Source organism: Micromonospora sp. MP36, assembly GCF_008119785.1.
Classification (GTDB): Bacteria; Actinomycetota; Actinomycetes; order Mycobacteriales; family Micromonosporaceae; genus Micromonospora.
On record NZ_VSFA01000011.1, the window covers coordinates 38,083 to 59,868 of the forward strand.

At 74.9% G+C, this 21,786-nt stretch carries 22 protein-coding genes; 21 read left to right on the forward strand and 1 reads right to left on the reverse strand.

Annotated features, from left to right (window positions below):
- Positions 1–33 precede the first annotated feature (33 nt).
- The 18 genes from FXF52_RS12240 to FXF52_RS12325 all read left to right on the forward strand — a co-directional run bounded on the left by FXF52_RS12240 (position 34) and on the right by FXF52_RS12325 (position 17,869).
- The gene (locus tag FXF52_RS12240) at positions 34–1,476 is read left to right on the forward strand and encodes an FtsW/RodA/SpoVE family cell cycle protein (protein ID WP_187413469.1); all 1,443 of its coding nucleotides are present in this window, start codon (positions 34–36) and stop codon (positions 1,474–1,476) included.
- On the forward strand, positions 1,476–2,582 hold the full coding sequence (gene murG / locus FXF52_RS12245) for an undecaprenyldiphospho-muramoylpentapeptide beta-N-acetylglucosaminyltransferase (protein ID WP_148796561.1): 1,107 nt from the start codon (positions 1,476–1,478) through the stop codon (positions 2,580–2,582). Before FXF52_RS12240 ends, murG begins: the two co-directional genes overlap by 1 nt.
- A gap of 85 nt (positions 2,583–2,667) precedes the next feature.
- Positions 2,668–4,158 carry a UDP-N-acetylmuramate--L-alanine ligase gene (murC, locus tag FXF52_RS12250; protein ID WP_148796563.1) on the forward strand — a complete coding sequence of 497 codons (1,491 nt, stop codon included), beginning with the start codon at positions 2,668–2,670 and terminating at the stop codon, positions 4,156–4,158.
- Positions 4,155–4,973, forward strand: a complete 819-nt coding sequence (locus tag FXF52_RS12255; RefSeq protein WP_148796565.1) for a cell division protein FtsQ/DivIB — start codon at positions 4,155–4,157, stop codon at positions 4,971–4,973. The genes murC and FXF52_RS12255 overlap by 4 nt, the downstream gene beginning before the upstream one ends.
- 239 nt (positions 4,974–5,212) lie before the next feature.
- Positions 5,213–6,328 (forward strand): cell division protein FtsZ, encoded by a 1,116-nt coding sequence (gene ftsZ, locus FXF52_RS12260; RefSeq protein ID WP_148796566.1) that lies wholly within the window; start codon positions 5,213–5,215, stop codon positions 6,326–6,328.
- 9 nt (positions 6,329–6,337) lie between these two features.
- Positions 6,338–7,084, forward strand: coding sequence for a YggS family pyridoxal phosphate-dependent enzyme (locus tag FXF52_RS12265; RefSeq protein ID WP_148796568.1), 747 nt, complete (start codon positions 6,338–6,340; stop codon positions 7,082–7,084).
- Positions 7,085–7,283: 199 nt separating this feature from the next.
- Positions 7,284–7,979: a cell division protein SepF gene (locus FXF52_RS12270; protein ID WP_148796570.1), complete on the forward strand. Its 696-nt coding sequence runs from the start codon at positions 7,284–7,286 to the stop codon at positions 7,977–7,979.
- Positions 7,980–8,003: 24 nt separating this feature from the next.
- Positions 8,004–8,309 carry a YggT family protein gene (locus FXF52_RS12275; RefSeq protein WP_148796572.1) on the forward strand — a complete coding sequence of 102 codons (306 nt, stop codon included), beginning with the start codon at positions 8,004–8,006 and terminating at the stop codon, positions 8,307–8,309.
- A gap of 41 nt (positions 8,310–8,350) precedes the next feature.
- Positions 8,351–9,154, forward strand: coding sequence for a DivIVA domain-containing protein (locus tag FXF52_RS12280; RefSeq protein ID WP_148796574.1), 804 nt, complete (start codon positions 8,351–8,353; stop codon positions 9,152–9,154).
- Positions 9,155–9,225: 71 nt separating this feature from the next.
- Entirely contained in the window at positions 9,226–9,936 is a 711-nt protein-coding gene (locus FXF52_RS12285) for a hypothetical protein (protein ID WP_148796576.1), read from the forward strand.
- Positions 9,933–10,238 carry a DUF167 domain-containing protein gene (locus tag FXF52_RS12290; RefSeq protein ID WP_148796578.1) on the forward strand — a complete coding sequence of 102 codons (306 nt, stop codon included), beginning with the start codon at positions 9,933–9,935 and terminating at the stop codon, positions 10,236–10,238. The genes FXF52_RS12285 and FXF52_RS12290 overlap by 4 nt, the downstream gene beginning before the upstream one ends.
- A 22-nt stretch (positions 10,239–10,260) precedes the next feature.
- A complete protein-coding gene (locus FXF52_RS12295) occupies positions 10,261–11,763 on the forward strand; it encodes a potassium/proton antiporter (RefSeq protein ID WP_148796580.1) in 1,503 nt (500 codons plus the stop codon).
- Between the two features lie 223 nt (positions 11,764–11,986).
- Complete coding sequence (locus FXF52_RS12300) at positions 11,987–12,406, forward strand: TraR/DksA C4-type zinc finger protein (RefSeq protein ID WP_046569752.1); 420 nt, start codon at positions 11,987–11,989, stop codon at positions 12,404–12,406.
- Positions 12,407–12,472: 66 nt separating this feature from the next.
- On the forward strand, positions 12,473–13,090 hold the full coding sequence (gene lspA / locus FXF52_RS12305) for a signal peptidase II (protein ID WP_148796582.1): 618 nt from the start codon (positions 12,473–12,475) through the stop codon (positions 13,088–13,090).
- Complete coding sequence (locus FXF52_RS12310; protein WP_148796584.1) at positions 13,087–14,031, forward strand: RluA family pseudouridine synthase; 945 nt, start codon at positions 13,087–13,089, stop codon at positions 14,029–14,031. The genes lspA and FXF52_RS12310 overlap by 4 nt, the downstream gene beginning before the upstream one ends.
- Positions 14,032–14,039: 8 nt before the next feature.
- Positions 14,040–14,954 carry a hypothetical protein gene (locus FXF52_RS12315; RefSeq protein WP_148796586.1) on the forward strand — a complete coding sequence of 305 codons (915 nt, stop codon included), beginning with the start codon at positions 14,040–14,042 and terminating at the stop codon, positions 14,952–14,954.
- A gap of 138 nt (positions 14,955–15,092) precedes the next feature.
- Entirely contained in the window at positions 15,093–16,763 is a 1,671-nt protein-coding gene (locus FXF52_RS12320; RefSeq protein WP_148796588.1) for an ATPase, read from the forward strand.
- A 260-nt stretch (positions 16,764–17,023) separates the two neighbouring features.
- Positions 17,024–17,869, forward strand: a complete 846-nt coding sequence (locus FXF52_RS12325) for a DUF2567 domain-containing protein (RefSeq protein WP_370517949.1) — start codon at positions 17,024–17,026, stop codon at positions 17,867–17,869.
- Here the strand turns inward: FXF52_RS12325 and FXF52_RS12330 are convergent.
- Positions 17,835–18,536, reverse strand: a complete 702-nt coding sequence (locus FXF52_RS12330; protein ID WP_148796590.1) for an LON peptidase substrate-binding domain-containing protein — start codon at positions 18,534–18,536, stop codon at positions 17,835–17,837. The two genes, FXF52_RS12325 and FXF52_RS12330, sit on opposite strands and share 35 nt — an antisense overlap.
- 107 nt (positions 18,537–18,643) lie before the next feature.
- Here FXF52_RS12330 and hisD point away from each other — a divergent pair, with 107 nt between their 5' ends.
- The 3 genes from hisD to hisB all read left to right on the forward strand — a co-directional run bounded on the left by hisD (position 18,644) and on the right by hisB (position 21,785).
- Positions 18,644–19,966 (forward strand): histidinol dehydrogenase, encoded by a 1,323-nt coding sequence (gene hisD, locus FXF52_RS12335; protein WP_148796592.1) that lies wholly within the window; start codon positions 18,644–18,646, stop codon positions 19,964–19,966.
- Positions 19,967–20,042: 76 nt separating this feature from the next.
- Entirely contained in the window at positions 20,043–21,128 is a 1,086-nt protein-coding gene (locus FXF52_RS12340) for a histidinol-phosphate transaminase (RefSeq protein WP_148796594.1), read from the forward strand.
- Positions 21,129–21,173: 45 nt separating this feature from the next.
- Positions 21,174–21,785, forward strand: a complete 612-nt coding sequence (gene hisB, locus FXF52_RS12345; RefSeq protein ID WP_148796596.1) for an imidazoleglycerol-phosphate dehydratase HisB — start codon at positions 21,174–21,176, stop codon at positions 21,783–21,785.
- The last annotated feature ends 1 nt before the right edge of the window (position 21,786 follow it).

The window sequence follows — 21,786 nt, forward strand, 5'->3', positions numbered from 1 at the left end:
GCCGCGACCCGGCCGGCCGACCCGCCGGCCCCGCTGCTCGGGCTGGACGCTGCCGGCGGGCTGGCCGCGCTGCGCGGCCTGCTGGCCCGGCCGTTGGCCTCCTACTACCTGCTGCTCTCCAGCGCCGGCCTGCTGCTGCTGATCGGCCTCACCATGGTCTTCTCGGCGACCAGCGTCCGGGACTACGCGGAGGACGGCGACGCCTCGGCTTCGCTGGTCCGGCAGACCGTCTTCGCGGTGATCGGCATCGTGGCGTTCTGGGCCTGCCAGCGGCTGCCCGCCCGCACCTTCCGGGCGCTGGGCCGGCCGGCGCTCGGCGTGGCGGTGGTGCTGCTGCTTCTGCTCAACCTGCTGGTCGCGCTGGAGGCGCTGTTCCGGGTCAAGTCGATCGGTCCGCTGAAGGCCGAGTTGCTCTGGCTCTGGCTCGGCCCGATCTCGGTGCAGCCGGTCGAGGTGGCCAAGTTCGCGCTGGTGCTCTGGGGCGCGCACGTGCTGGCCCGCAAGGGCGCCGCGCTGGGCTGGTGGAAGGAGTTGGCCACCCCGCTCTTCCCGGTGGTCGGCCTGCTCTGCGTGCTGGTCGGCTACAACGACCTGGGCAGCATGCTCTGCCTGCTGGCCCTGGTGGTCGGCCTGCTCTGGGCGGCCGGCGTCCGGCGGCGGGTCTTCGCCGCCCTCTCCGCGGTCGGCCTGTTCGGCGTCGGCCTGCTGGTCGCCGCCGCCTCCCTGGGTGCCGGCTCGGGCTCGCGCGACGCCGCCAACTACCGGCTGACCCGGCTCACCTCGTTCCTCGACCCGCCCGACCCGAAGACCTGCTTCCAGCAGGAGTTGGAGGGCTGCTACCAGCTCATCCAGGCCCGCTACGCGATCGGGCACGGCGGCTGGTTCGGGGTCGGGCTGGGCAAGAGCACCTTCAAGTGGGCCTGGCTGCCCGAGGCGCACAACGACTTCATCTTCGCGATCATCGCCGAGGAACTGGGCGTGGTCGGCTGCACCGTGGTGCTGGTGCTCTTCGCCGTGCTGGCGTACACCGGGCTGCGGATCGCCCGGCGGGTGGAGGACCCGTTCCGCCGGCTCGCCGCGGCCGGCGTCACCGCCTGGCTGGTCGGCCAGGCGGTGATCAACGTCGGCGGGGTCACCGGGCTGCTGCCGCTGACCGGCGTGCCGCTGCCGTTCATCTCCGACGGCGGCAGCGCCCTGGTGGTCACCCTGGCGGCCGTCGGGATGCTCGCCTCCTTCGCCCGGGCCGAGCCGGACGCGGCCCGAGCCCTGCATGCCCGTCCGCCGGCCCGGTGGGTCCGACTACTCTGGGCCCCGTTGCCGCCGCTTCCCGGCCGACGCCGCCGCCCGGCGTCGCCACCGGCGGACCGTGGGTCCGTACCCCGGTCCCGGTCGCGGCGGGAGGACGACCAGGCCGCAGCCCGCGGCGCCCGGCGGGGCCGGATGCGCGCCGGGACGGCGAGCGAGAGGAGGCGCTGATGGGTCCGCTGCGTTCGGTGGTGCTCTGCGGAGGAGGCACGGGCGGGCATATCTACCCGTTGCTGGCCTTCGCCGACTGCCTGCGCCGACACGACCCCAGCGTCCGGATCACCTGCCTCGGCACACCCAAGGGGCTGGAGAACGAGCTGATCCCGCCGGCCGGCTACGACCTGCGGCAGATCCCGGCCTACCAGCTGCCCCGCTCGGTCAACATGAGCCTGGTCCGCACGCCGGACCGGATGTGGAAGGCGGCCCGCGCGGCGGGCAAGGTGATCGACGAGGTGCGGGCCGACGTCGTGGTCGGCTTCGGGGGGTACGTCTCGGTGCCCGGCTACCTGGCCGCGTGGCGGCGGGAGCTGCCGATCGTCATCCACGAGGTGAACGTGCCGCCGGGGGTGGCCAACCGGCTCGGGATGAAGTTCACCAAGCACGTCGCGGTGGGCTTCCCGCACCAGCCGAGCCAGGCCGAGTCGCTGCGCAACGCCCGCGTGGTCGGGGTGCCGTTGCGGCGCGGCATCGCCGGCCTGGACCGGGCCGCCATGCGCAACGCCGCCCGCGCCCACTTCGGACTCCGCCCGGACCTGCCGGTGCTCTTCGTCGCCGGTGGCTCGCAGGGCGCCCGCTCGATCAACCTGGCGGTCTCCGGGGCGGCCAAGGAGTTGGCCCGCCACGGCGTGCAGGTGCTGCACGTGATCGGGGCCCGCAACGAGCCGGTCTCCATCCCCACCGACCTGCCGGTGCCGTACGTGACCCTGCCCTACCTGTCCGAGATGGAGCTGGGCTACGCCGCCGCCGACCTGATGCTGGCCCGGGGCGGCGCGATGACCTGCGCCGAGGTGGCCGCCATCGGGCTGACCGCCATCTACGTGCCGTACCCGCACAGCAACCAGGAGCAGAAGCGCAACGCGCTGCCCGTGGTGGAGGCCGGCGGCGGGCTGCTCGTCGACGACGCCGAGCTGACCCCGGACTGGCTGGAGCGGACCGTCATCCCGCTGGTCCGCGACCCGCAGCGGCTCGCCGCGATGGGTGCCGCCGCGGCCGCGTACGGCCGGCGCGACGGCGACGTCGCCCTGCTGAACTTCGTCTACGAGGCGGTGGCTCGGTGAGCGCGAGGAGTGAGCTTGCGAGCCCCGCGGTCGCGAACAACGACGGCACTGTGACGGTCGCCAGCGCGACGGGAAGGTACCTCTCATGAACACCGCGCAGTTCACGCCCGCCGGCACGATGACCGCGGAGGACCTGGGCCGGATCCACCTGATCGGGGTGGGCGGGGTCGGCATGAGCGGCCTGGCCCGGCTGTTCCTCACCCGGGGCCTGCCGGTCTCCGGCAGCGAGCTGCGGGAGTGGCCGTCCCTGGCCGGCCTGCGGGCGCTGGGCGGCACCATCCACTCCACACACGAGGCGGCGAACCTCGACGGGGTGGACACCGTGGTCTACTCGTCGGCCATTCCGCAGGACCACCTGGAGATGGTCGAGGCGCGCCGGCGGGGCCTGCGGGTGCTGCACCGCTCGGAGGCCCTGGCCGCCGCGATGACCGGCCGCCGGACGGTGGCGGTCGCCGGCACCCACGGCAAGACCACCACCACCTCGATGGTCACCATGGTGCTCCAGCAGGCCGGCACCGACCCGTCCTTCGTGATCGGCGGGGAGATTTCCGAGGTGGGCTCGGGCGCGCACCACGGCACGGGTGAACACTTCGTGGTCGAGGCGGACGAGAGCGACCGCTCGTTCCTCATCTACCGCCCGTACGTCTCGATCATCACGAACATCGAGGCGGATCACCTCAACACGTACGGCGACCTGGCCAACCTGGAAGCGACGTTCGCCGACTTCGCCCGGCTCACCGACCCGGCGGGATTCATCATCACCTGCGCCGACGACCCGGGCGGCCGGCGGCTGGCCGAGACGCTGCGCGCCGAGGGGCGCCGGGTGTGGACGTACGGCGAGTCGCCCGACGCCGACCTGCGGCTGAGCGGGATGGCCTCCTCCGCACAGGGGGTGCGCTACCTGGCCGAGATCGACGGCCGGTCGCTGGGCGAGATCCGGCTGCCGATCCCGGGGCGGCACATGGGACTGAACAGCGCCTCGGCGGTGCTCGCCGCGTACCTGCTGGACCTGCCGATCGAGGCGGCCGAGGCGGCGCTGGGCGCGTTCCCTGGGGTCCGGCGGCGCTTCGAGCGCAAGGGCGTCGCGGACGACGTGCTGGTCTACGACGAGTACGCGTACCACCCGACGTCGATGACGCTGGCCCTGCAGACGCTGCGCGAGGTGGCCGGCGAGGGCCGGCTGATCGTGGTCTTCCAGCCGTACCGGCTCTATCGCACGCGCGACCTCCAGGCGGAGATCGCCGCCGCCCTCGGCATCGCCGACGAGCTGGTGCTGCTCGAGGTGTTCGGCCCGGGCGAGCTGCGCCAGCCGGGTGAGGGCTCGGTCGCGCTGCTCGCGGCGGTGCCGCTGCCGGCCGACCGGAAGGTCTTCGTCGAGGCCTGGGACGACGTGCCGGCCGAGGTGGCCCGCCGGGCCCGTCCCGGCGACGTCGTGGTGACCATGGGCGCGCCGCCGATCTCGCTGATGGGCGACCAGTTGCTCGACGCCCTGCTGGCCCGCACCGGGGCGGCGGGCGACGCGGCGGCGATCGGCACCGGCGTCGGTCCGGACGGCGCGGCGGCCACGACCGGATGAGCCCCGGCCCGGCGCGCGGCCGGACCCCGGGTCAGGACGGCGGGGCCGGCCGGCGCAACCCGGTGCGGCGGTGGCAGCTGGTCCGGGCCGGCGCCGACGCCGTCCCGCCGTCGACCCGACGGTTCATGGCCCGGGCCAGGCAGCGCCGGATGCGCGCGGCGCTGCCCTGGGCGGTCGCCGCCGGCGTGCTCGTGGTCGCCGGGCTGGTGGCCTGGACCCTGCTGGGCACCGGCCTGTTCGGCGTCCGCCAGGTCCGGGTGGTCGGGGCGAAGCTGGTCACCCCGGTCGAGGTGCGCGACGCCGTGGGGATCCCGGATGACACGCCGCTGGCCCGGGTGGACCTGGCGGCGGCGGCCCGGCGGGTGGGCGCCCTCGCGCCGGTGGAACAGGCCACGGTGGAGCGGGACTGGCCGGGCACCCTGGTGATCCGGGTGGTGGAGCGGAGCCCGGTGGCGGTGGTGCCGCAGGGCGACCGGTTCGCGGTGATCGACCGTGCGGGGGTCCCGTTCCAGGACGTGCCCCAGGCGCCGGACGGGTTGCCGGTGATCCGGGTGGGCCGGCCGGCCGCGGCCGACCCGGGCACCCGGGCCGGGCTGGAGGTGCTGGGCGCGCTCAGCCCGCAGCTGCGCGCCGAGCTGGTCTCGGTGGACGTGGCCGGGCTGGCCCGGATCACCGTGCGGCTGCACGAGGGCCGGACGGTGGTCTGGGGGGATGCGACCCGCAGCGCGGACAAGTCCAGGGTGGCCACCGCGCTGCTCGGTCGGAAGGCCGACACGATCGATGTCAGCGCCCCGGACGTGGTCACCTTCCGGTGATCCGCCGGTCAGCGGACGTGAGCCGCCCCGCTCCCGCCGGCGACACGCCGGAAAGGTCCTTGGCTCATCGCGCGGCGGCGCTTACGTTGCCCCGAAGAGATCAGTGGTTGACATAGCTCTAAGCCTCTAGTAGAGGGTGAGGGTTTCAGCCCTCACCCTCGCTGGGAACTGCTCCGCCGCTGATCTGGCCAAGCCGTGTGGGGTCGGCCCATGCCAATCTCGAAGGGAAAGGACCGGAGATGACACCTCCGCACAACTACCTGGCGGTCATCAAGGTCGTCGGCATCGGGGGCGGCGGCGTCAACGCCGTCAACCGGATGATCGAGGTTGGGCTCAAGGGCGTCGAGTTCATCGCGATCAACACCGATGCCCAGGCGCTGCTGATGAGCGACGCGGACGTCAAGCTCGACGTCGGCCGGGAACTGACCCGGGGGCTGGGCGCCGGCGCCAACCCGGACGTCGGCAAGAACGCCGCCGAGGACCACCGCGACGAGATCGAGGAGGTGCTCAAGGGCGCCGACATGGTCTTCGTGACCTGCGGCGAGGGCGGCGGCACGGGCACCGGCGGCGCGCCGGTGGTGGCGAACATCGCCCGCAAGCTCGGCGCGCTCACCATCGGCGTGGTCACCCGGCCGTTCTCGTTCGAGGGGAAGCGCCGCCAGGTGCAGGCCGAGGCTGGCATCGAGGAGCTGCGCAACCAGTGCGACACGCTCATCGTCATCCCGAACGACCGGCTGCTCGCGCTCGGCGACCGCAACATCTCCATGATGGACGCGTTCCGCACCGCCGACCAGGTGCTGCTCTCCGGTGTCCAGGGCATCACCGACCTGATCACCACGCCGGGTCTGATCAACCTGGACTTCGCCGACGTCAAGAGCGTGATGAGCGGCGCCGGCAGCGCGCTGATGGGCATCGGCAGCGCCCGCGGCGAGAACCGCGCGGTCGAGGCGGCCGAGGCGGCCATCTCCAGCCCGCTGCTGGAGCAGAGCATGGACGGAGCGCGCGGTGTGCTGCTCTCCATCGCCGGCGGCTCCGACCTGGGCCTGTTCGAGATCAACGACGCGGCGCAGCTGGTCACCGACGCGGCCCACCCGGACGCCAACATCATCTTTGGCGCGGTCATCGACGACGCGCTCGGCGACGAGGTGCGGGTGACCGTGATCGCGGCGGGCTTCGACGGGGGTGCGCCCGCGTACAAGGCGGTCGAGCCGGCCCGCAAGACCAACCAGAACCAGCCGACCCAGCCGAACACGCCGGTGACGCCGCCGACCACCATGCCGACCCCGCAGCAGTCGCCGCGCCGGGTGCTCTTCGACGACGTCGACGTGCCCGACTTCCTCAAGAACGGGTCCTGAGCCGCGCCGATGACCGACACACCAGCAACGGTGCGCCCGGACCGGCGCGCCGAGCTCGCGTCCGGGCTCGCCCGGATCCGGGCGCGTATCGCCGACGCCTGCGCGGCCGCCGGCCGGGACCGGAGCGAGGTCACCCTGGTCGCGGTGACCAAGACGTACCCGGCCGGCGACGTGGTGGCGCTGGCCGGGCTCGGCGTGACCGACGTCGGGGAGAACCGCGACCAGGAGGCGGCCCCGAAGGCCGCCGAGGTGGCGGCGGCCGGGGTGACCCCGCGGTGGCACTTCATCGGCCAGCTGCAGCGCAACAAGTGCCGTTCGGTGGTCCGGTACGCCGACGTCGTCCAGTCGGTCGACAGCGTGCGCCTGGCCGCCGCCCTCGACGCCGCCGCGGCGGCCGGCCGGGACCGGCCGCTGGACGTGCTGGTGCAGGTGAGCATCGACGGCGACGCGGCCCGGGGCGGGGCGCTGCCCGACGCGGCGGACCCCGACCGGGGGCTCGGTCCGGTGGCCGAGGCGGTGGCCGGGTCCGGGGCGCTGCGGCTGGGTGGGCTGATGGCGGTGGCGCCGCTGGGCTGGGAGCCGGAACGGGCGTTCGCCCGGCTGGCCGAGGTGGCGCAGCGGTTCCGCGTCCGGCATCCGGAGGCGACCGCGCTGTCGGCCGGCATGAGTGGGGATCTGGAAACCGCGATCGAATATGGCGCGACACATGTCCGCGTCGGCAGCGCGTTGCTCGGAATGCGCCCCACGCTGCGGTAGCCTGACCGCGAAAGAAGCAAATTACATCAGTGTTGTTTTCAGGAACGGCGTTCCCGTAGCCGGGGGCCGTGGCGGGCGGACCGCGAACCGCTCGTCCGGGGATTGCCGATCCGGTCCGGTGGGCATTTTGATGGCCCACTCGTGATCAAGCGACACGGCACGGGGGTGCGTGCCGCACGGCGGACGGAAGGGCGCGGGGATGGGTGCACTGCGCAAGGCGGGGGTCTGGCTCGGGCTCGTCGAGGAGGACGATGACCGGGCCTACGACGACGGTGGCTACGACAAGGGTGGCTACCGGGACTCGCGCTACCGGTCGAGCCGGTACTCGGAGGAGTTCGCCGACGAGGACGACGAGGAGCCCGAGGAGCCGCCGGCGACCCGTTCCCGGCTGGGCGACCGCGGCCGGCTGACCGAGCGCGTCTCGAGCCGCGGCGGGGACGCCGACCGGGCCGAGGTGGAGCGCCCGGAGCGGGCCGACCGGTCCAGCGTCCGGTCGATCACCCGCTCGGGCGCCGGGGAGACCTCCGGCGCGCTCACCTACCACACCCGGGACAACCTCGCCCTGGCCCCGCAGGTGCAGCCCCGCGAGCGGACGGTGGCGGCCGAGGAGGAGCAGCGCTACCAGATCACCACCCTGCACCCGACCACCTACCGGGAGGCGCGCACGATCGGCGAGCACTTCCGCGACGGGGTGCCGGTGATCATCAACCTCACCGAGATGGACGAGGCGGACGCGCGTCGGCTGGTCGACTTCGCCGCCGGGCTCGCGTTCGGGCTGCGCGGTACGATCGAGCGCGTGACCAACCGGGTGTTCCTGCTCTCACCGGCCAATGTCCAGGTCACCGCGGAGGACAAGGCCAAGATCGCTGAGGGCGGCTTTTTCAGCCTGAGCTAGCCCGACCGAGGGACGTCGCCTGCCGTGTTGTCGATTCTGTTCCAGGTGCTGTATCTGCTCCTTTACCTGTTCCTGCTTGTGCTTTTGGCCCGATTTGTCCTTGGCGCCGTTCTGGCCTACGGTCGCCGCTGGCAACCGAGGCGGGGAGCGGCGGCGGGACTGGAATCGGTGTGGAGCGTCACTGATCCGCCTCTGCGGGCGTTGAGGCGTGTGATCCCTCCGCTGCGAATTGGTACCGTGAGCATCGACCTGGCCTCCCTTGTGCTCCTGGTTATCCTGTTCGTGCTGATGGAGTTCGTGTTAGATCCGCTGATCAGGTCTTTCGCCTGACCAGCGCGCTTTCGCGGCCGCAACTGACCCGAGGAGTTTCGATGCCGCTGACCCCGGCCGACGTCCACAACGTCGCCTTCAAAAAGCCGCCGATCGGCAAGCGGGGGTATGACGAGGAGGAGGTCGACGCCTTCCTGGACGAGGTCGAGCGCGAGCTCGCCCGTCTGATCGAGGAGAACAACGAGCTGCGTGCCCAGGTGGAGCGCGGCGGCCGCGGCGGCGCTCCGGCCGGCCCCGGCGGCGACGCCCGACTCGCAGCCGAGCTCAACGACGTCAAGGCCCAGCTCGACCGGGTGCAGCGCGACAAGGCCGCCGCCGAGCAGGCCGCCCGCGCCATGCAGGCCGAGCTGGAGCAGGTGCGTGCCCAGGGCGGCCCGGCCGCCGGCGGCGACGGCGAGCAGCAGGCGCTGCGGGTGCTGATGATGGCCCAGCGGACCGCCGACGACCACGTGTCGGACGCCCGCCGCGAGGCCGACCAGCTGCTCTCCGAGGCCCGTACCAAGGCCGAGGAGGTCACCCGCGAGGCCCGTGCCAAGGCCGACGCCCTCGAGCGGGACGCCCGCCAGCGGCACCAGGAGGCCATGGGCGGCCTGGACGCCAAGCGCACCGCGCTGCAGAAGCACATCGAGGAGCTCAAGCAGTTCGAGCGCGAGTACCGCACCCGCCTCAAGGCCTACCTGGAGAGCCAGCTGCGCGACCTCGACGGTCGCGGCCAGGGCCTGGAGGCCGAGATGAACCGCACCGAGAGCGTCCGCTCCGGCGGGGGCAGCAACGGCCTCGCCACCGCCGGCCTCGCCGGCTCCTACGGCGGCGGCCGCGCGGGCTCCATCGAGTCCGGCCGCTGATCCGCCACCGGCGGCCGTCCGTACGACGGCCGCCGGACGCGCAGCCCGACACGACGCGGCGGGGGTGAGCCGTGATAGTCGCCAGCATCCTGCTCATCCTCGTCGCGGTCGTGCTCCTGGTGGCCGGGCTGGCCAACGGGTCCAGTCCGCTGCTGATCACCTCCATCGCGGTCAGCCTGCTGGCCGCCGTCGCCCTGGTCGCGGGCACCCGCCAGGCGGCCGCCACCCGGGGCACGGCGGATCGGGGGGCCGGGCCGCGCAACCGCGCCCGGACCGGGGCGGACGGCCCGCCGTACGACCCCCGGGTCGGTGAGCCGGAGATCCCGGTCCAGCACATCCCGTCTACGGTCGGCACCGGTGCACCCGGGTGGCGGCAACCACCCGAGCCGCCGGTGACCGACCGGGACGACCCGCCGCCGCAGGCGTACGCCCCGCGCGAGGGGTACCCGCCGCCCGGCCCGCGGGAGCCCTCCGCCGACCAGGTCGATCCGGTGCCGGACGCCCCGGCGCCCACCTCGCCGGCGGCCGACGGCCCGTTCGACGGCGACCCGCCGGCGCAGGACCTGTCGGCCCCGGACCTGGCCCGGCTGGCCCGGCTCGACGCCGAGGTTTGGGTGGTCGACGGCCACCCGCGCTTCCACCTGCCCGGCTGCCCCCACCTGGTCGGCCGGGACGACGAACCGCTGCCCGTCGCCGAGGCGGTCGGGCTCGGCTTCACCCCGTGCGCCCGCTGCGCGCCGGCCACCGTCCTGCTCGCCGACGCCCGGCCCGGCCGAGGATGACCATGGACGCCCCGCTCACCGTCGCCGTACGCGTGAAACCCGGCGCCGCCCGGGCCCGGGTCGGCGGGCGCTTCGACGGCCCGCACGGGCCGGCCCTGGTCATCGCCGTGCACGCCCCCGCCGTGGACGGGCGCGCCACCGAGGCGGCCCGCCGGGCCCTGGCCGACGCCCTCGGGGTCCGGCCGGCGGCGGTCTCCCTGCGCGCCGGCGCGGCCAGCCGGGACAAGCTCTTCCTGGTCGAGCGCCCGGCCGCCGGGCTGCCCGACGTGCTGCGCCGGCTGCGCGACGGATCGGCCGAGTGAGGACCGCCCGGGCCGGCCGCGGATGACCCCCGGGCTCGATCTCGCGCTGCTGCTCGGCGCGGCCGTCCTGCTGGTGGCCGTGGGCGCAGTGCGCTTCTCCACCCGGCTCGGCGTGCCCAGTCTGCTGGTCTACCTCGCGCTCGGGGTGGCGATCGGCGAGGCGGGGCTGGGCATCCGGTTCCACGACGTCGAGCTGACCCGGGTGCTCGGGTTCATGGCCCTCATCGTGATCATCGCGGAGGGTGGGCTGACCGCCCGATGGAGCACTCTGCGCCCGGTGCTCGGGATGGCCGCCGCGCTCTCCACGGTCGGCGTGCTGGTCAGCATCCTGGTGGTCGGGCTGGTGGTGCACCTCCTGCTCGGGCTGGACTGGCGGCTGGCCCTGCTCTACGGGGCGGTGCTCTCCTCGACCGACGCGGCGGCCGTCTTCGCCACCCTGCGCCGGCTGCGCCTGCCGCCCCGCCTGGTGGCCACCCTGGAGGCCGAGTCGGGCATGAACGACGCCCCGGTGGTGATCGTGGTGCTGCTGCTCTCCCGGGGGGTCACGGACGCCCACCCGTGGTGGTATGAGGTCCTCCTGGTTGGTTACGAGCTGGGAATGGGCGCGGCGGTCGGGGTGGCCGCCGGGATCACCGGCCGGTACGCGCTGCGCCGGGCCGCGCTCCCGTCGGCCGGGCTCTACCCGATCGCCGTGGTCGGCTTCACGGTGCTGGCGTACGCGGCCGGCGCGGTGCTGCACGCCTCCGGCTTCCTCGCCGTCTACGTCGCCGGGGTGCTGCTCGGCAACGCCCGGCTGCCGCACCGGCAGGCCATCCTCGGCTTCGCCGACGGGCTGGCCTGGTTGGCCCAGATCGGCCTGTTCGTCCTGCTGGGCCTGCTGGTCTCGCCGAGCCGGCTGGACGCGGCGGTGCTGCCGGCCGTGGTCACCGGGCTGGCCCTGCTGCTCCTGGCCCGCCCGCTGTCGGTGGCGGTCGCCGCGCTGCCGTTCCGGATCCGCCCGCGCGAGCAGCTCTTCCTGTCCTGGGCCGGGCTGCGCGGCGCGGTGCCCATCGTCCTGGCCACCATCCCGCTGTCGGCGCGGTTGCCGGGGGCGGAGCGGCTCTTCGACGCCGTCTTCGTGCTGGTGGTGATCTTCACGTTGCTCCAGGCCGGGACCCTCGCTCCGGCGGCCCGCCGGCTCGGGGTGACGGCGCCGGCCGAGGCGGCCGAGATCCGGGTGGAGACCGCCCCGCTGGAGCGGATGCGGGCCGACCTGCTCCAGGTGGAGGTCCCCCCGGGCTCGCGGCTGGGCGGGGTGCACGTGGACGAGCTGCGGCTGCCGGTGGGCGCCTCGGTGACCCTGGTGCTGCGCGACGGGGCGGGCTTCGTCCCCGGCCTGGACACCCGGCTGAAGGTCGGCGACAGCCTGCTCATCGTCGCCACGGCCGAGGTCCGCGACGAGGTGGAGCGGCGGCTGCGCGCGGTGAGCCGTCGCGGACGACTGGCCCGCTGGTTTGGCGAGTACGGCGAGGACCGGGACGGTTGATCTGCTAGCGTTCCTTTTGCCCCGATTGGTGGCTGTTCGGGGCTGAATCGCGGTGCGACGGTGCGGCACGTTGTCGGACGCCTGTACGTTCCGTATTCTTGCCACCCTCCGGAGTGCACGGCCCTCGTCGCCGTGCGCCCGTTTTTGCACTGGGGGACACCCGCGGCGGCGTCCCCTCCCAGGCACCGCCGACCGCCGCGGCACGCGGCCAAGGGAGCTGACGATGGCGAAGCCAGCCGACACCAAAACCGCCGGCCGCAAGCCGGTGGCGAAGGCCACCCGCAGCGCGGCGGAGACCGAGAAGATCCGGGCCGCTCTGGCGGCGCGGCGGGACGAGCTCAACGCCGAGTACGATCAGACGCTGAGCGAGATCACCGAGCTGCAGCGCGATCGGCTGACCGACTCGGCCGGGGACGACCAGGCCGACACCGGCACCAAGACGTTCGAGCGGGAGCAGGAGATCTCTCTCGCCAACAGCATCAAGGAGCGGATCACGCAGGTCGAGCGCGCACTGGAGCGCCTCGACGAGGGTGGGTACGGCTGGTGCGAGCGGTGCGGCAACCCGATCCCGGTGGAGCGGCTCGCCGCGTTCCCGTCGGCCACCCTCTGCGTGACCTGCAAGCAGCTGGAGGAGCGGCGCTGAGGTCCGCTCCCCGGCGGCTGGTCGGAGACGGTGGGAGCCACCGTCGGGAGCGTCGATGGGGAGCAGATGACCGCAGCACCGCCCGCCGGGTCCGGCACCGCTGAGTCGCGCGCCGGGGCGTCCCGCCGCAGGGCGACCGGGCTTCTCCTCGGCGTCGCCCTGTTCGCGCTGCTCGCCGACCTGGCCACCAAGCAGCTCGCCCTCTCGTCGCTGACCGGCCGGGGCCCGGTGTCCCTGCTCGGCGGCACCGTCTACCTCACCCTCACCCGCAACAGCGGCGCGGCCTGGAGCATCGGCTCCGGCCACACCTGGGTCTTCCCGCTGGTCACCATCGGCGTGATCGCCTGGATCGGCTGGATGGCGCTGCGGCTGCGCTCGCTGCCCTGGGCCGTCTCGCTCGGCCTGGTGCTCGGTGGCGCGCTCGGCAACCTGACCGACCGGATCTTCCGGGCCCCCGGGCACTTCGTCGGCCACGTGGTCGACATGATCAGCCTCTTCGACCCGTACGGGCAGGTCTGGCCGGTGTTCAACCTGGCCGACAGCTCCCTGGTCTGCGGGGTGGTGTTGGCCGTGGTGCTGGAGCTGACCGGCCGGCAGCGCGACGGCAGCCGGTCCGGCGCCGGGTCGGCGGAGGAGGCGGACGCCACCGCGGCGGCCACCGGCGAGCAGCGGGAGCGGGCGTGACCTCCGTCTTCGCCGCCGGCGGCGACCACCGGTCGCTGCCCGTCCCGGACGGTCTCGAGGGCCTGCGGCTGGACCAGGCCGTGTCCCGACTGTTCGGGCTCTCCCGGACCGCCGCGGCGGCCCTGGTCGACGCCGGGGACGCGCTGGTCGACGGCGCCGTACGGCCCAACTCGCACAAGGTCAAGGCGGGCTCCTGGCTGGAGGTGACGCTGCCCGCGCCGGTCGCCCCGCCCACCGTGGTGCCGCAGGCCGTGCCGGGCCTGACCGTCGTCCACGCCGACGACGACATCGTGGTGGTGGACAAGCCGGTCGGGGTGGCCGCCCACCCGAGCCCCGGCTGGACCGGGCCGACCGTCATCGGCGGGCTGGCCGCGATCGGCCACCGGATCTCCACCAGCGGCGCCGCCGAGCGGCAGGGCGTGGTGCACCGGCTCGACGTGGGCACCACCGGGATCATGGTGGTGGCCAAGAGCGAGCAGGCGTACACCGCGTTGAAGCGGGCCTTCAAGTACCGCGAGGTGGAGAAGCGCTACCACGCCGTCGTGCAGGGCCACCCGGACCCGCTGCGCGGCACCATCGACGCGCCGATCGACCGGCACCCGCACCACGACTACCGCTGGGCGGTGGTCTCCGGCGGCAAGCCGAGCGTCACCCACTACGACACGCTGGAGGCGTTCCCGGCGGCCAGTCTGCTCGACGTCAGGCTGGAGACCGGGCGGACCCACCAGATCCGGGTGCACTTCTCCACCCTGCGGCACCCCTGCGTGGGCGACCTCACCTACGGCGCCGACCCGACCCTGGCGGCCCGCCTCGGGCTGGCCCGGCAGTGGCTGCACGCCCGCTCGCTGAGCTTCCTGCACCCGCGGACGGGCGAGGAGGTCACCTTCGTCAGCGACTACCCGGACGACCTGGCCCGGGCGCTGGAGATCCTCCGCGACTGACCCGCCCCATGGACCATCCGGACAGCACCCCACCCGCCGACGTACCGCCGCGCCCGACCCGGCGCGGACGGTCGCGGTCCGGCCCGCTCACCTGGATCGCGCTGGCCTGCGCGCTGGCGGTGCTGGTCGCCGCCGCCTGGGACCGCCGCCGGGAGCCGGTGAGCGACCGTACCGTCGGCGAGGTCACCCGGGTCGGGGTGGCCGACGGCGACGCCATCCCGGCCTACCTGCGCGCCAGCGCCGCCGAACTGGCCGCGCTGACCGGGTCGGCCGGTCCCGGGCCGGGCGACTACGCCCTGGTCTCGTTCGCGTCGTACCTGACGCCGGCGCAGCTGGCCACCGCGCTCGGCGCGACCCCGGTCTCGGCGGTGGTCGCCCGGGTGCCGCTGCCCGGGCGGCAGACCGAGATCGTCCGGATCGCCACCCTGCGGGTCCCCGACGACGTGGTCGCCGGGATGGCCGAGGTGGCCGCCCGCAAGGACCGGGAGGCCGCCGACTACCGGTCGCGCGCCATCGCCCCGGCCGCCACCGCCGATCCCGAGCTGCGGCGGGTGTACGACACGGGCGCGACGGTCTCGGCCGAGGAGGCGGCCGCCTACCGGTCGGCCTGCGCCTGCGTCTACGCCGCGGTGGTCCGGGACGCCCCGGCGGCGCTGCGGGCCCTGGCCACCCGCCCCGGCGTACGGGGGGTCGACCCGGCGCCGGAGGTGCGCCGCCTGGACCGCACGGTGTTCACGCCACCGCTGCCGGAGCAGGAGGACGTGGCCCGGCCGCCGGTCGACACCGGGCTGGCCGGGCCGACCCCGGGCGCCACCGGCGTGGGCGATTCGTCGGAAGCCGCGCCGACGGTGCGCGGATCCGCACCGTCCTCCGGCGGCCCGGCGGCCGGTCCGGGACCCCCGATTCCCGCTCCCACCTCGTGAGACGTGTCGGCGACGGGTCGTCGGCCGATGCGACGGTGAGGAGGGCCACCGGGGGGATGTGCGCACCGGGGTGTGGTTTGAATAGGGTTTCGTTCGTAGCCTGTCAGGCGGAGATCGACGGCTGGGGAGGACGAAGCCTTGGACGGCAGCGAAACCGGCTGGGGTCGGCAGGCTGAGCCGGCACCGCGGTGGCGGGCGCTGCTCGACCGGGCCCGGCACGGCCCCCGCGGCGCGGAACAGATCGACGCCGACCACCGTCCAGCCGGGCCCCCGCCCCCTGCCGATCCGCTGCCGCGGCGCACCGCCGGCACCGGCTGGACCGGCCGCGCGCAGGCCGTCGGGCGTCCCGCCGAGCCGCCGTACGGCGCCGAGCAGCCGCCCTACCGGGTCGAGGCGACCTACCGGGTGGAGCCGGCCCACCGGCTCGAACCGGGATACGGCGGCGAGCCGGTGGGCCGGGCGGAGCCCCCGTACCGCGCCGAGCCGGACCATCGCTCCGAACCCTCCTGGCGGGCCGAGCCGACGTATCGCGCCGAGCCGGAGTCGGGTCACCCGGGCGGTGCCGAGCCGTCCTGGCGGGCCGAGGCGACGTATCGCGCCGAGCCGGAGCCGGGTCACCCGGGCGGCTCCGAGCCCTCCTGGCGGGCCGAGCCGTACCGCGCCGAGCCGGAGTCGGGTCACCCGGGCGGTGCCGAGCCGTCCTGGCGGGCCGAGCCGACGTACCGCGCCGAGCCGGAGCCGGGCCACCGGGACCCGGAGCCGCGCGGCCGGGGCACCGCCCCCGTCGAGTCCCGGTACGGGTTGCAGGAGCTCGGCCACCGACCCGACCCGCCGCCGGTGGAGTCCCGGTACGCGCTGCTGGACCGGGGCCGCTACCGGCCGGAGAACCATCAGCCGGCGGCGCCGGTCCCACCCGTCCCCGTGCAGCGGCCGCCAGCGGACGGCTACCCGGCCCGGGTCGAGCCGGCCCGGGTCGAGTGGCGGGCCCCGAAGCCGGAGGACGAGGTGGAGCGGGCCGTCGGCGTGCTCCGCCGCGAGCTGGGCCGCCCCCGGGTGCTCGCCTTCGCCAACCCCAAGGGCGGGGTGCACAAGACCACCGCGACCGTGCTCGCCGCGGCCACCGTGGGCAGCGTCCGCGGCCGTGGGGTGCTCGCCTGGGACGACAACGAGCTGCGTGGCACCCTCGGCCTGCGCGCCGGCAGCGCCCGGCACGCCCGGACCATCCGGCACCTGATCCACGATCTCGCCCAGATCGAGATCCTGGAGGGCGCCGCCCTGCTGGAGCACCTCGACGACTACCTGCGGCACGCCTCCGACGGCTCGTACGACGTGCTGGCCGGTGAGGAGAGCCCCCGGTTCGCCCAGCGGCTGGACCAGTTCACCGTCAAGCGGGTGCTGGAGCTGCTGCGGCGTACCCACGAGGTGGTCTGCGTGGACACCGGCAACAACGTGGAGAGCCCGAACTGGCGTACCGTCATGCAGGCCGCCGACCAGCTCGTGGTGACCACCGTGCCCCGCGAGGACGCCGCGTTCAGCGCCGACTGGATGCTCGACCTGCTGCATGAGGTGGGGATGGGCGAGCTGGCCGACAACGCGGTGACCCTGATCTCCTGCCCGACGCCGGGGCGCACCTCGATCCAGGACGACCTGGAACGGCACTTCGCCACCCGGACCCGGGCGGTCACCGTGGTGCCCTACGACCCGGCGCTGGAGACCGGCTCCTCGATCGACCACCACCAGCTCCAAGCGGAGACCCGGCAGGCGTGGCTCAAGGCGGCCGCGGTGATGCTGGAGCCGTTCGCCCGCTGACCGCCACCGCCGCCCCGCGCCGGCCCGCCGCCTGAGAGGATCACCGGGTGAGTCCGGACACCCCTGATCCCGAGCGGGCCGCCGACCGTCCCGGCGCGCCCGACGCCGCCGCCCGCCCGTCCGGCGGCCCGGAGCCTTCCCCCCGGCCCGACCCGGCCGGCACGTCCGACGCGGCCGACCCGGCCGGTGACCGACCGGCCGGCACGTCTGACGCGGGGCAGTCCGGCGCCGACCGGCCGTTCGTCGGGTCCGGCGCCGACGTGCCGGCCGACGGCGACGGGCGGGCGACGGCCGACGCCGGCCGGCCGGAAGGGGCCGACGCCGGGGTCGACGCGGCCGGGACCGCCGGGCGCGCCGAGGCGCGCGAGATTCCGGAGTGGCCCGCCGGCCTGCCGGTGCCCGCCGGCACCCCGGTGACGGCGCCGGGCGCGGACCCGCTCGCCGGGCATCCGGAGGTGGTCGGCGCGGTGCCCGGGGGGACACCCGCCCGCGCCGGCGGCCGGCTCCGGATGGTCGGGGCCACCCTGGTCGGCGCGGTCCTGCTGGCCGTGCTGGGCGCGCCCCTCGGGCTGCTCTGGGCGGGCGTGGCCCCCGGCACCCCCGTGCAGAAGACCGCCGAGGGGGCGATCTACGCCACCCCGCAGCCGGAGCAGCCGATCGCCGCGGACGGCTGGTTCAGCCTGCTCGGGCTCGGCTTCGGGGTGCTCGCCGCGGTCGCCCTGTGGCTCCTGGCCCGCCGCCGGCGCGGCCCGGCCGGGCTGCTCGCCGGGACGCTGGGCGGCCTCGGCGCCGCGGTGGTGGCCTGGCAGGTCGGCCGCCGGATCGGGCTCGGCGCCTACCACCGGCTGCTGGCCACCGCGCCGGACGGGACGCTGTTCACCAAGCCGGCCGACCTGCGGGCCGGCGGAGTGGACTGGCTGCTCGGGCTGCTGCCCGTGCCGTACGGCAACCTGCTGCTGCCCGCGTTCGGCGCGGCCGTCACGTACACCCTGCTGGCCGGCTGGTCGCGGTGGCCGTCGCTGCGGCCGGAGCCGGAGCTGGACGGCGGCTGGCCGCCCGCCGGCCCGGAGGTCAGTTCGGCGCCGGGGGACCCGCCAGCTCGCTGAGCGGCACGGGTACCGCCCGGACCTCGCGCAGCAACGCCGTCTCGCGGTGGAGCAGCCGCAGCTCGGCCCGGAGCCGGGCGGCGGTGTCGTCGATGGCGAGCAGCCGCTGCCGGTCGGCGACGGTCAGCGCGGCGGTCGCGGCGACCAGGTGCGACAGCACCGTGGGATCCTCCGGCAGTTGCTCGGAGATCTCCTGTGGGTCCGGCCGGACCAGGCCGAGATATTGCCGGAAGACCGAGATGACCCGGGCGGCCAGCAGGTCGGCCACCTCGTCGGTGCCGGCCGGCTCGGGCAGCCATTCCACCTCGGCGGTCAGGTACGGCGCGGCGCCCGCGTCGACGTCGGCGATGCGGAACCGCCGCCGGCCCACGGTGACGATGTCGAACCCGCCGTCGGCCAGCTCGGTGACCTGCCGCAGCTCCGCGGTGCAGCCCACCTCGTGCAGCGTGACCTGCCCGCCGCCGAGGGTCGGCTGGCCTGGCGGCCCGGCGGCGACCTCCCAGCCGGCCTGGATCGCCACCACCCCGAACTCCCGGGGTGCGCCCTCCGGCAACCCGACCAGGTGGCGCACCAGTGCCCGGTAGCGCTCCTCGAAGATGTGCAGCGGCAGGACCAGCCCGGGGAACAGGACCGTCCCGAGGGGGAACACCGGCAGCCGTGCGGTCACCCGTCCGAGCGTAGTCGGACCGGGCTCGATCCCGCGTGTCCCGGCTCACCGTCCCGGCCTGCGGGCGGCGCGGGTCGGCACCGGGCCGGCGGCCTAGACTCGCAAGGGTGCTGAACCGGATCGACCTGCGCGGCGGCGCGCGTGACCCGCGCCGCCTGCTGCCCCGTGCCCAGCTCGACGTGTCGGTGGCCGTCGAGAGGATCCGCCCCCTGGTGGAGGCGGTCCGGGAGCATGGCTACCCGGCGATCCGGGAGGCCAGCGAGCGGTTCGACGGCATCTCCCCGGAGCGCCTGCGGGTGCCGGTGGAGACGATCCGCGCGGCCGAGGGCAGCCTCGACCCCCAGGTGCGCGCCGCCCTGCTGGAGTCGATCACCCGGGCCCGCAAGGTCCACGCCGACCAGCGCCGCGCCGACCACACCACCCAGGTGGTGCCGGGCGGCACGGTGACCGAGCGCTGGGTGCCGGTCGACCGGGTCGGCCTGTACGTGCCCGGCGGCCTGGCCATGTATCCGTCGACCGTGGTGATGAACGTGGTCCCCGCCCAGGCGGCCGGGGTGCGCTCGCTGGTGGTGGTGAGCCCGCCGCAGAAGGACAACGGCGGCCTGCCCGACCAGCGAGTCCTCGCGGCCTGCGCGCTGCTCGGCGTCGACGAGGTCTACGCGGTCGGCGGCGCCCAGGCGGTGGCCATGCTCGCCTACGGCGCCACCGTCGACCCGGACGGCGCCGAGCGCTGCACGCCGGTCGACATGATCACCGGCCCGGGCAACATCTGGGTCACCGCCGCGAAGCGGCTGCTGCGCGGCGTGGTCGGCATCGACGCCGAGGCCGGCCCGACCGAGATCGCCATCCTGGCCGACGACACCGCCGACCCGGCGCACGTCGCCGCCGACCTGATCAGCCAGGCCGAGCACGACCCCCTGGCGGCGAGCGTGCTGGTCACCCCGTCCGTGGCGCTCGCCGACGCGGTCGACGCGGAGCTGGCCCGGCAGGTGCCGGCGGCCAAGCACGCCGAGCGGATCGGCACCGCGCTGCGCGGGGAGCAGAGCGGGGTGGTCCTCGTCGACGATCTGGAGGCGGGGCTGCGGGTGGTCGACGCGTACGCGGCGGAGCACCTGGAGATCCAGACCGAGGACGCCCGCGAGTGGGCGATGCGGGTACGCAACGCCGGGGCGATCTTCGTCGGCGCGTGGTCGCCGGTGTCGCTCGGCGACTACTGCGCCGGTTCCAACCATGTGCTGCCCACCGGCGGCTGCGCCCGGCATTCGTCCGGGCTGTCGGTGCAGTCCTTCCTGCGCGGCATCCACCTCGTGGAATACAGCCAGGAGGCGCTGCGCGAGGTGGCCCCGCACGTGGTCACCCTGGCCACCGTGGAGGACCTGCCGGCCCACGGCCAGGCGGTCAGCGCGCGCTTCCCGGGGGAGAGCTCGTGAGCGAGCGGAGCGAGCGAACCAGCAAGCTCAGCCCTTACCGGCCTCCGGCCGGCACCGAGCGAAGCGAGGTGGCGGCATGACCACACTCGACGAGCTGCCGATCCGGGACGATCTGCGGGGCCTGCGGCCGTACGGCGCGCCGCAGCTCGACGTGCCCGTCCGGCTGAACACCAACGAGAACTCCTACCCGGTGCCCGAGCCGGTGGTGGACGCCATCGCCAAGGCCCTCGCGGCCGAGCTACGCGACCTCAACCGCTACCCGGACCGGGACGCCGTGGCGCTCCGCGCCGACCTGGCGGCATACCTGGGCCACGGGCTCACCGTCGACCACCTCTGGGCGGCCAACGGCTCCAACGAGATCCAGCAGCAGCTGCTCCAGGCGTTCGGCGGTCCCGGGCGGACCGCGCTCGGCTTCACCCCGGCGTACTCGATGCATCCGCTGCTCGCGCTCGGCACCGGCACCGGCTGGATCCCCGCCGCCCGCGGTGCCGACTTCGGCCTCACCGCGGCCGACGCGGTCGCCCAGGTCCGCGCGCACCGGCCCGACGTGGTCTTCCTCTGCTCGCCGAACAACCCGACCGGCACCGCGCTCGACCCGGCCGTGGTCGCCGCCGTGCTCGACGAGGCGCCCGGCATGGTGATCGTGGACGAGGCGTACGCCGAGTTCGCCCGGCCGGGCACGGTGAGCGCGCTGGCCGTGCTGCCCGACCACCCGCGGCTGGTGGTCACCCGGACCATGAGCAAGGCGTTCGGGTTCGCCGGCGGGCGGCTCGGCTACCTGGCCGCCGACCCGGCCGTGGTGCGGGCGGTGCAGCTCGTCCGGCTGCCGTACCACCTCTCCGCGCTCACCCAGGCCGCCGCCCGGGCGGCCCTGGCGCACCGCGACGCGCTGCTCGGCACGGTCGCCGCGATCATGGAGCAGCGCGACCGGATCGTCGCGGAGCTGCGCGGCCGCGGCCACCGGGTCGCCGACAGCGACGCCAACTTCGTCCTCTTCGAGGTCGGCGGCGACCAGGCCGCGGCCTGGCGCACCCTGCTCGACGCCGGTGTGCTGGTCCGCGACGTCGGCCTGCCCGGCTGGCTGCGGGTCACCGCCGGCACCCCCGCCGAGACCGACGCCTTCCTGGCTGCGATGGAGAAGGTCCGTGAGCGCGAGGAGTGAGCCGCTCTTGCGAGCCCCGCAGTCGCGAACGAAAGGTTGCCCTGTATGAGCCGGACCGCCCGGGTGGAGCGGATCACCAAGGAGACCAAGGTCCTCGTCGAGATCGACCTCGACGGCACCGGCAAGGCTGACATCGAGACCGGCGTCGGCTTCTACGACCACATGCTCCACCAGATCGCCCGGCACGGCGGCTTCGACCTGACCGTGCACACCGTCGGCGATCTGGAGATCGACGCCCACCACACGATGGAGGACACCGCGCTCGCCCTGGGCGCCGCGGTCGACCAGGCGCTGGGCGACAAGGCCGGCATCCGGCGGTACGGCTCGGCCACCGTCCCGATGGACGAGGTCCTGGTCCGGGCCGCGGTCGACCTGTCCGGCCGGCCGTACGTGGTGCACGACGAGCCGCCGCTCGCGCCGTACATCGGGCCGGTCTACCCGACCAGCATGACCCGGCACATCTGGGAGTCGTTCGGCCAGGCGGCCCGGATCACCCTGCACGTGGACGTGCTGCGGGCGGCCCGCCCCGGTGGCCACCCGGACGCCCACCACGTGGTCGAGGCCCAGTTCAAGGCGGTCTCCCGCGCGTTGCGCGAGGCCACCGCGCTCGACCCGCGCAACGCCGGGGCGATCCCGAGCACCAAGGGTGCGCTCTGAT

What these genes read in the sequence shown, in the direction of transcription:
- murG (WP_148796561.1), top strand. Translation starts at nt 1,476, where the DNA reads ATGGGTCCGCTGCGTTCGGTGGTGCTCTGCGGAGGAGGCACGGGCGGG.
- murC (WP_148796563.1), top strand. Translation starts at nt 2,668, where the DNA reads ATGAACACCGCGCAGTTCACGCCCGCCGGCACGATGACCGCGGAGGAC.
- FXF52_RS12255 (WP_148796565.1), top strand. Translation starts at nt 4,155, where the DNA reads ATGAGCCCCGGCCCGGCGCGCGGCCGGACCCCGGGTCAGGACGGCGGG.
- ftsZ (WP_148796566.1), top strand. Translation starts at nt 5,213, where the DNA reads ATGACACCTCCGCACAACTACCTGGCGGTCATCAAGGTCGTCGGCATC.
- FXF52_RS12265 (WP_148796568.1), top strand. Translation starts at nt 6,338, where the DNA reads ATGACCGACACACCAGCAACGGTGCGCCCGGACCGGCGCGCCGAGCTC.
- FXF52_RS12270 (WP_148796570.1), top strand. Translation starts at nt 7,284, where the DNA reads ATGGGTGCACTGCGCAAGGCGGGGGTCTGGCTCGGGCTCGTCGAGGAG.
- FXF52_RS12280 (WP_148796574.1), top strand. Translation starts at nt 8,351, where the DNA reads ATGCCGCTGACCCCGGCCGACGTCCACAACGTCGCCTTCAAAAAGCCG.
- FXF52_RS12290 (WP_148796578.1), top strand. Translation starts at nt 9,933, where the DNA reads ATGACCATGGACGCCCCGCTCACCGTCGCCGTACGCGTGAAACCCGGC.
- FXF52_RS12295 (WP_148796580.1), top strand. Translation starts at nt 10,261, where the DNA reads ATGACCCCCGGGCTCGATCTCGCGCTGCTGCTCGGCGCGGCCGTCCTG.
- FXF52_RS12300 (WP_046569752.1), top strand. Translation starts at nt 11,987, where the DNA reads ATGGCGAAGCCAGCCGACACCAAAACCGCCGGCCGCAAGCCGGTGGCG.
- lspA (WP_148796582.1), top strand. Translation starts at nt 12,473, where the DNA reads ATGACCGCAGCACCGCCCGCCGGGTCCGGCACCGCTGAGTCGCGCGCC.
- FXF52_RS12315 (WP_148796586.1), top strand. Translation starts at nt 14,040, where the DNA reads ATGGACCATCCGGACAGCACCCCACCCGCCGACGTACCGCCGCGCCCG.
- FXF52_RS12340 (WP_148796594.1), top strand. Translation starts at nt 20,043, where the DNA reads ATGACCACACTCGACGAGCTGCCGATCCGGGACGATCTGCGGGGCCTG.
- hisB (WP_148796596.1), top strand. Translation starts at nt 21,174, where the DNA reads ATGAGCCGGACCGCCCGGGTGGAGCGGATCACCAAGGAGACCAAGGTC.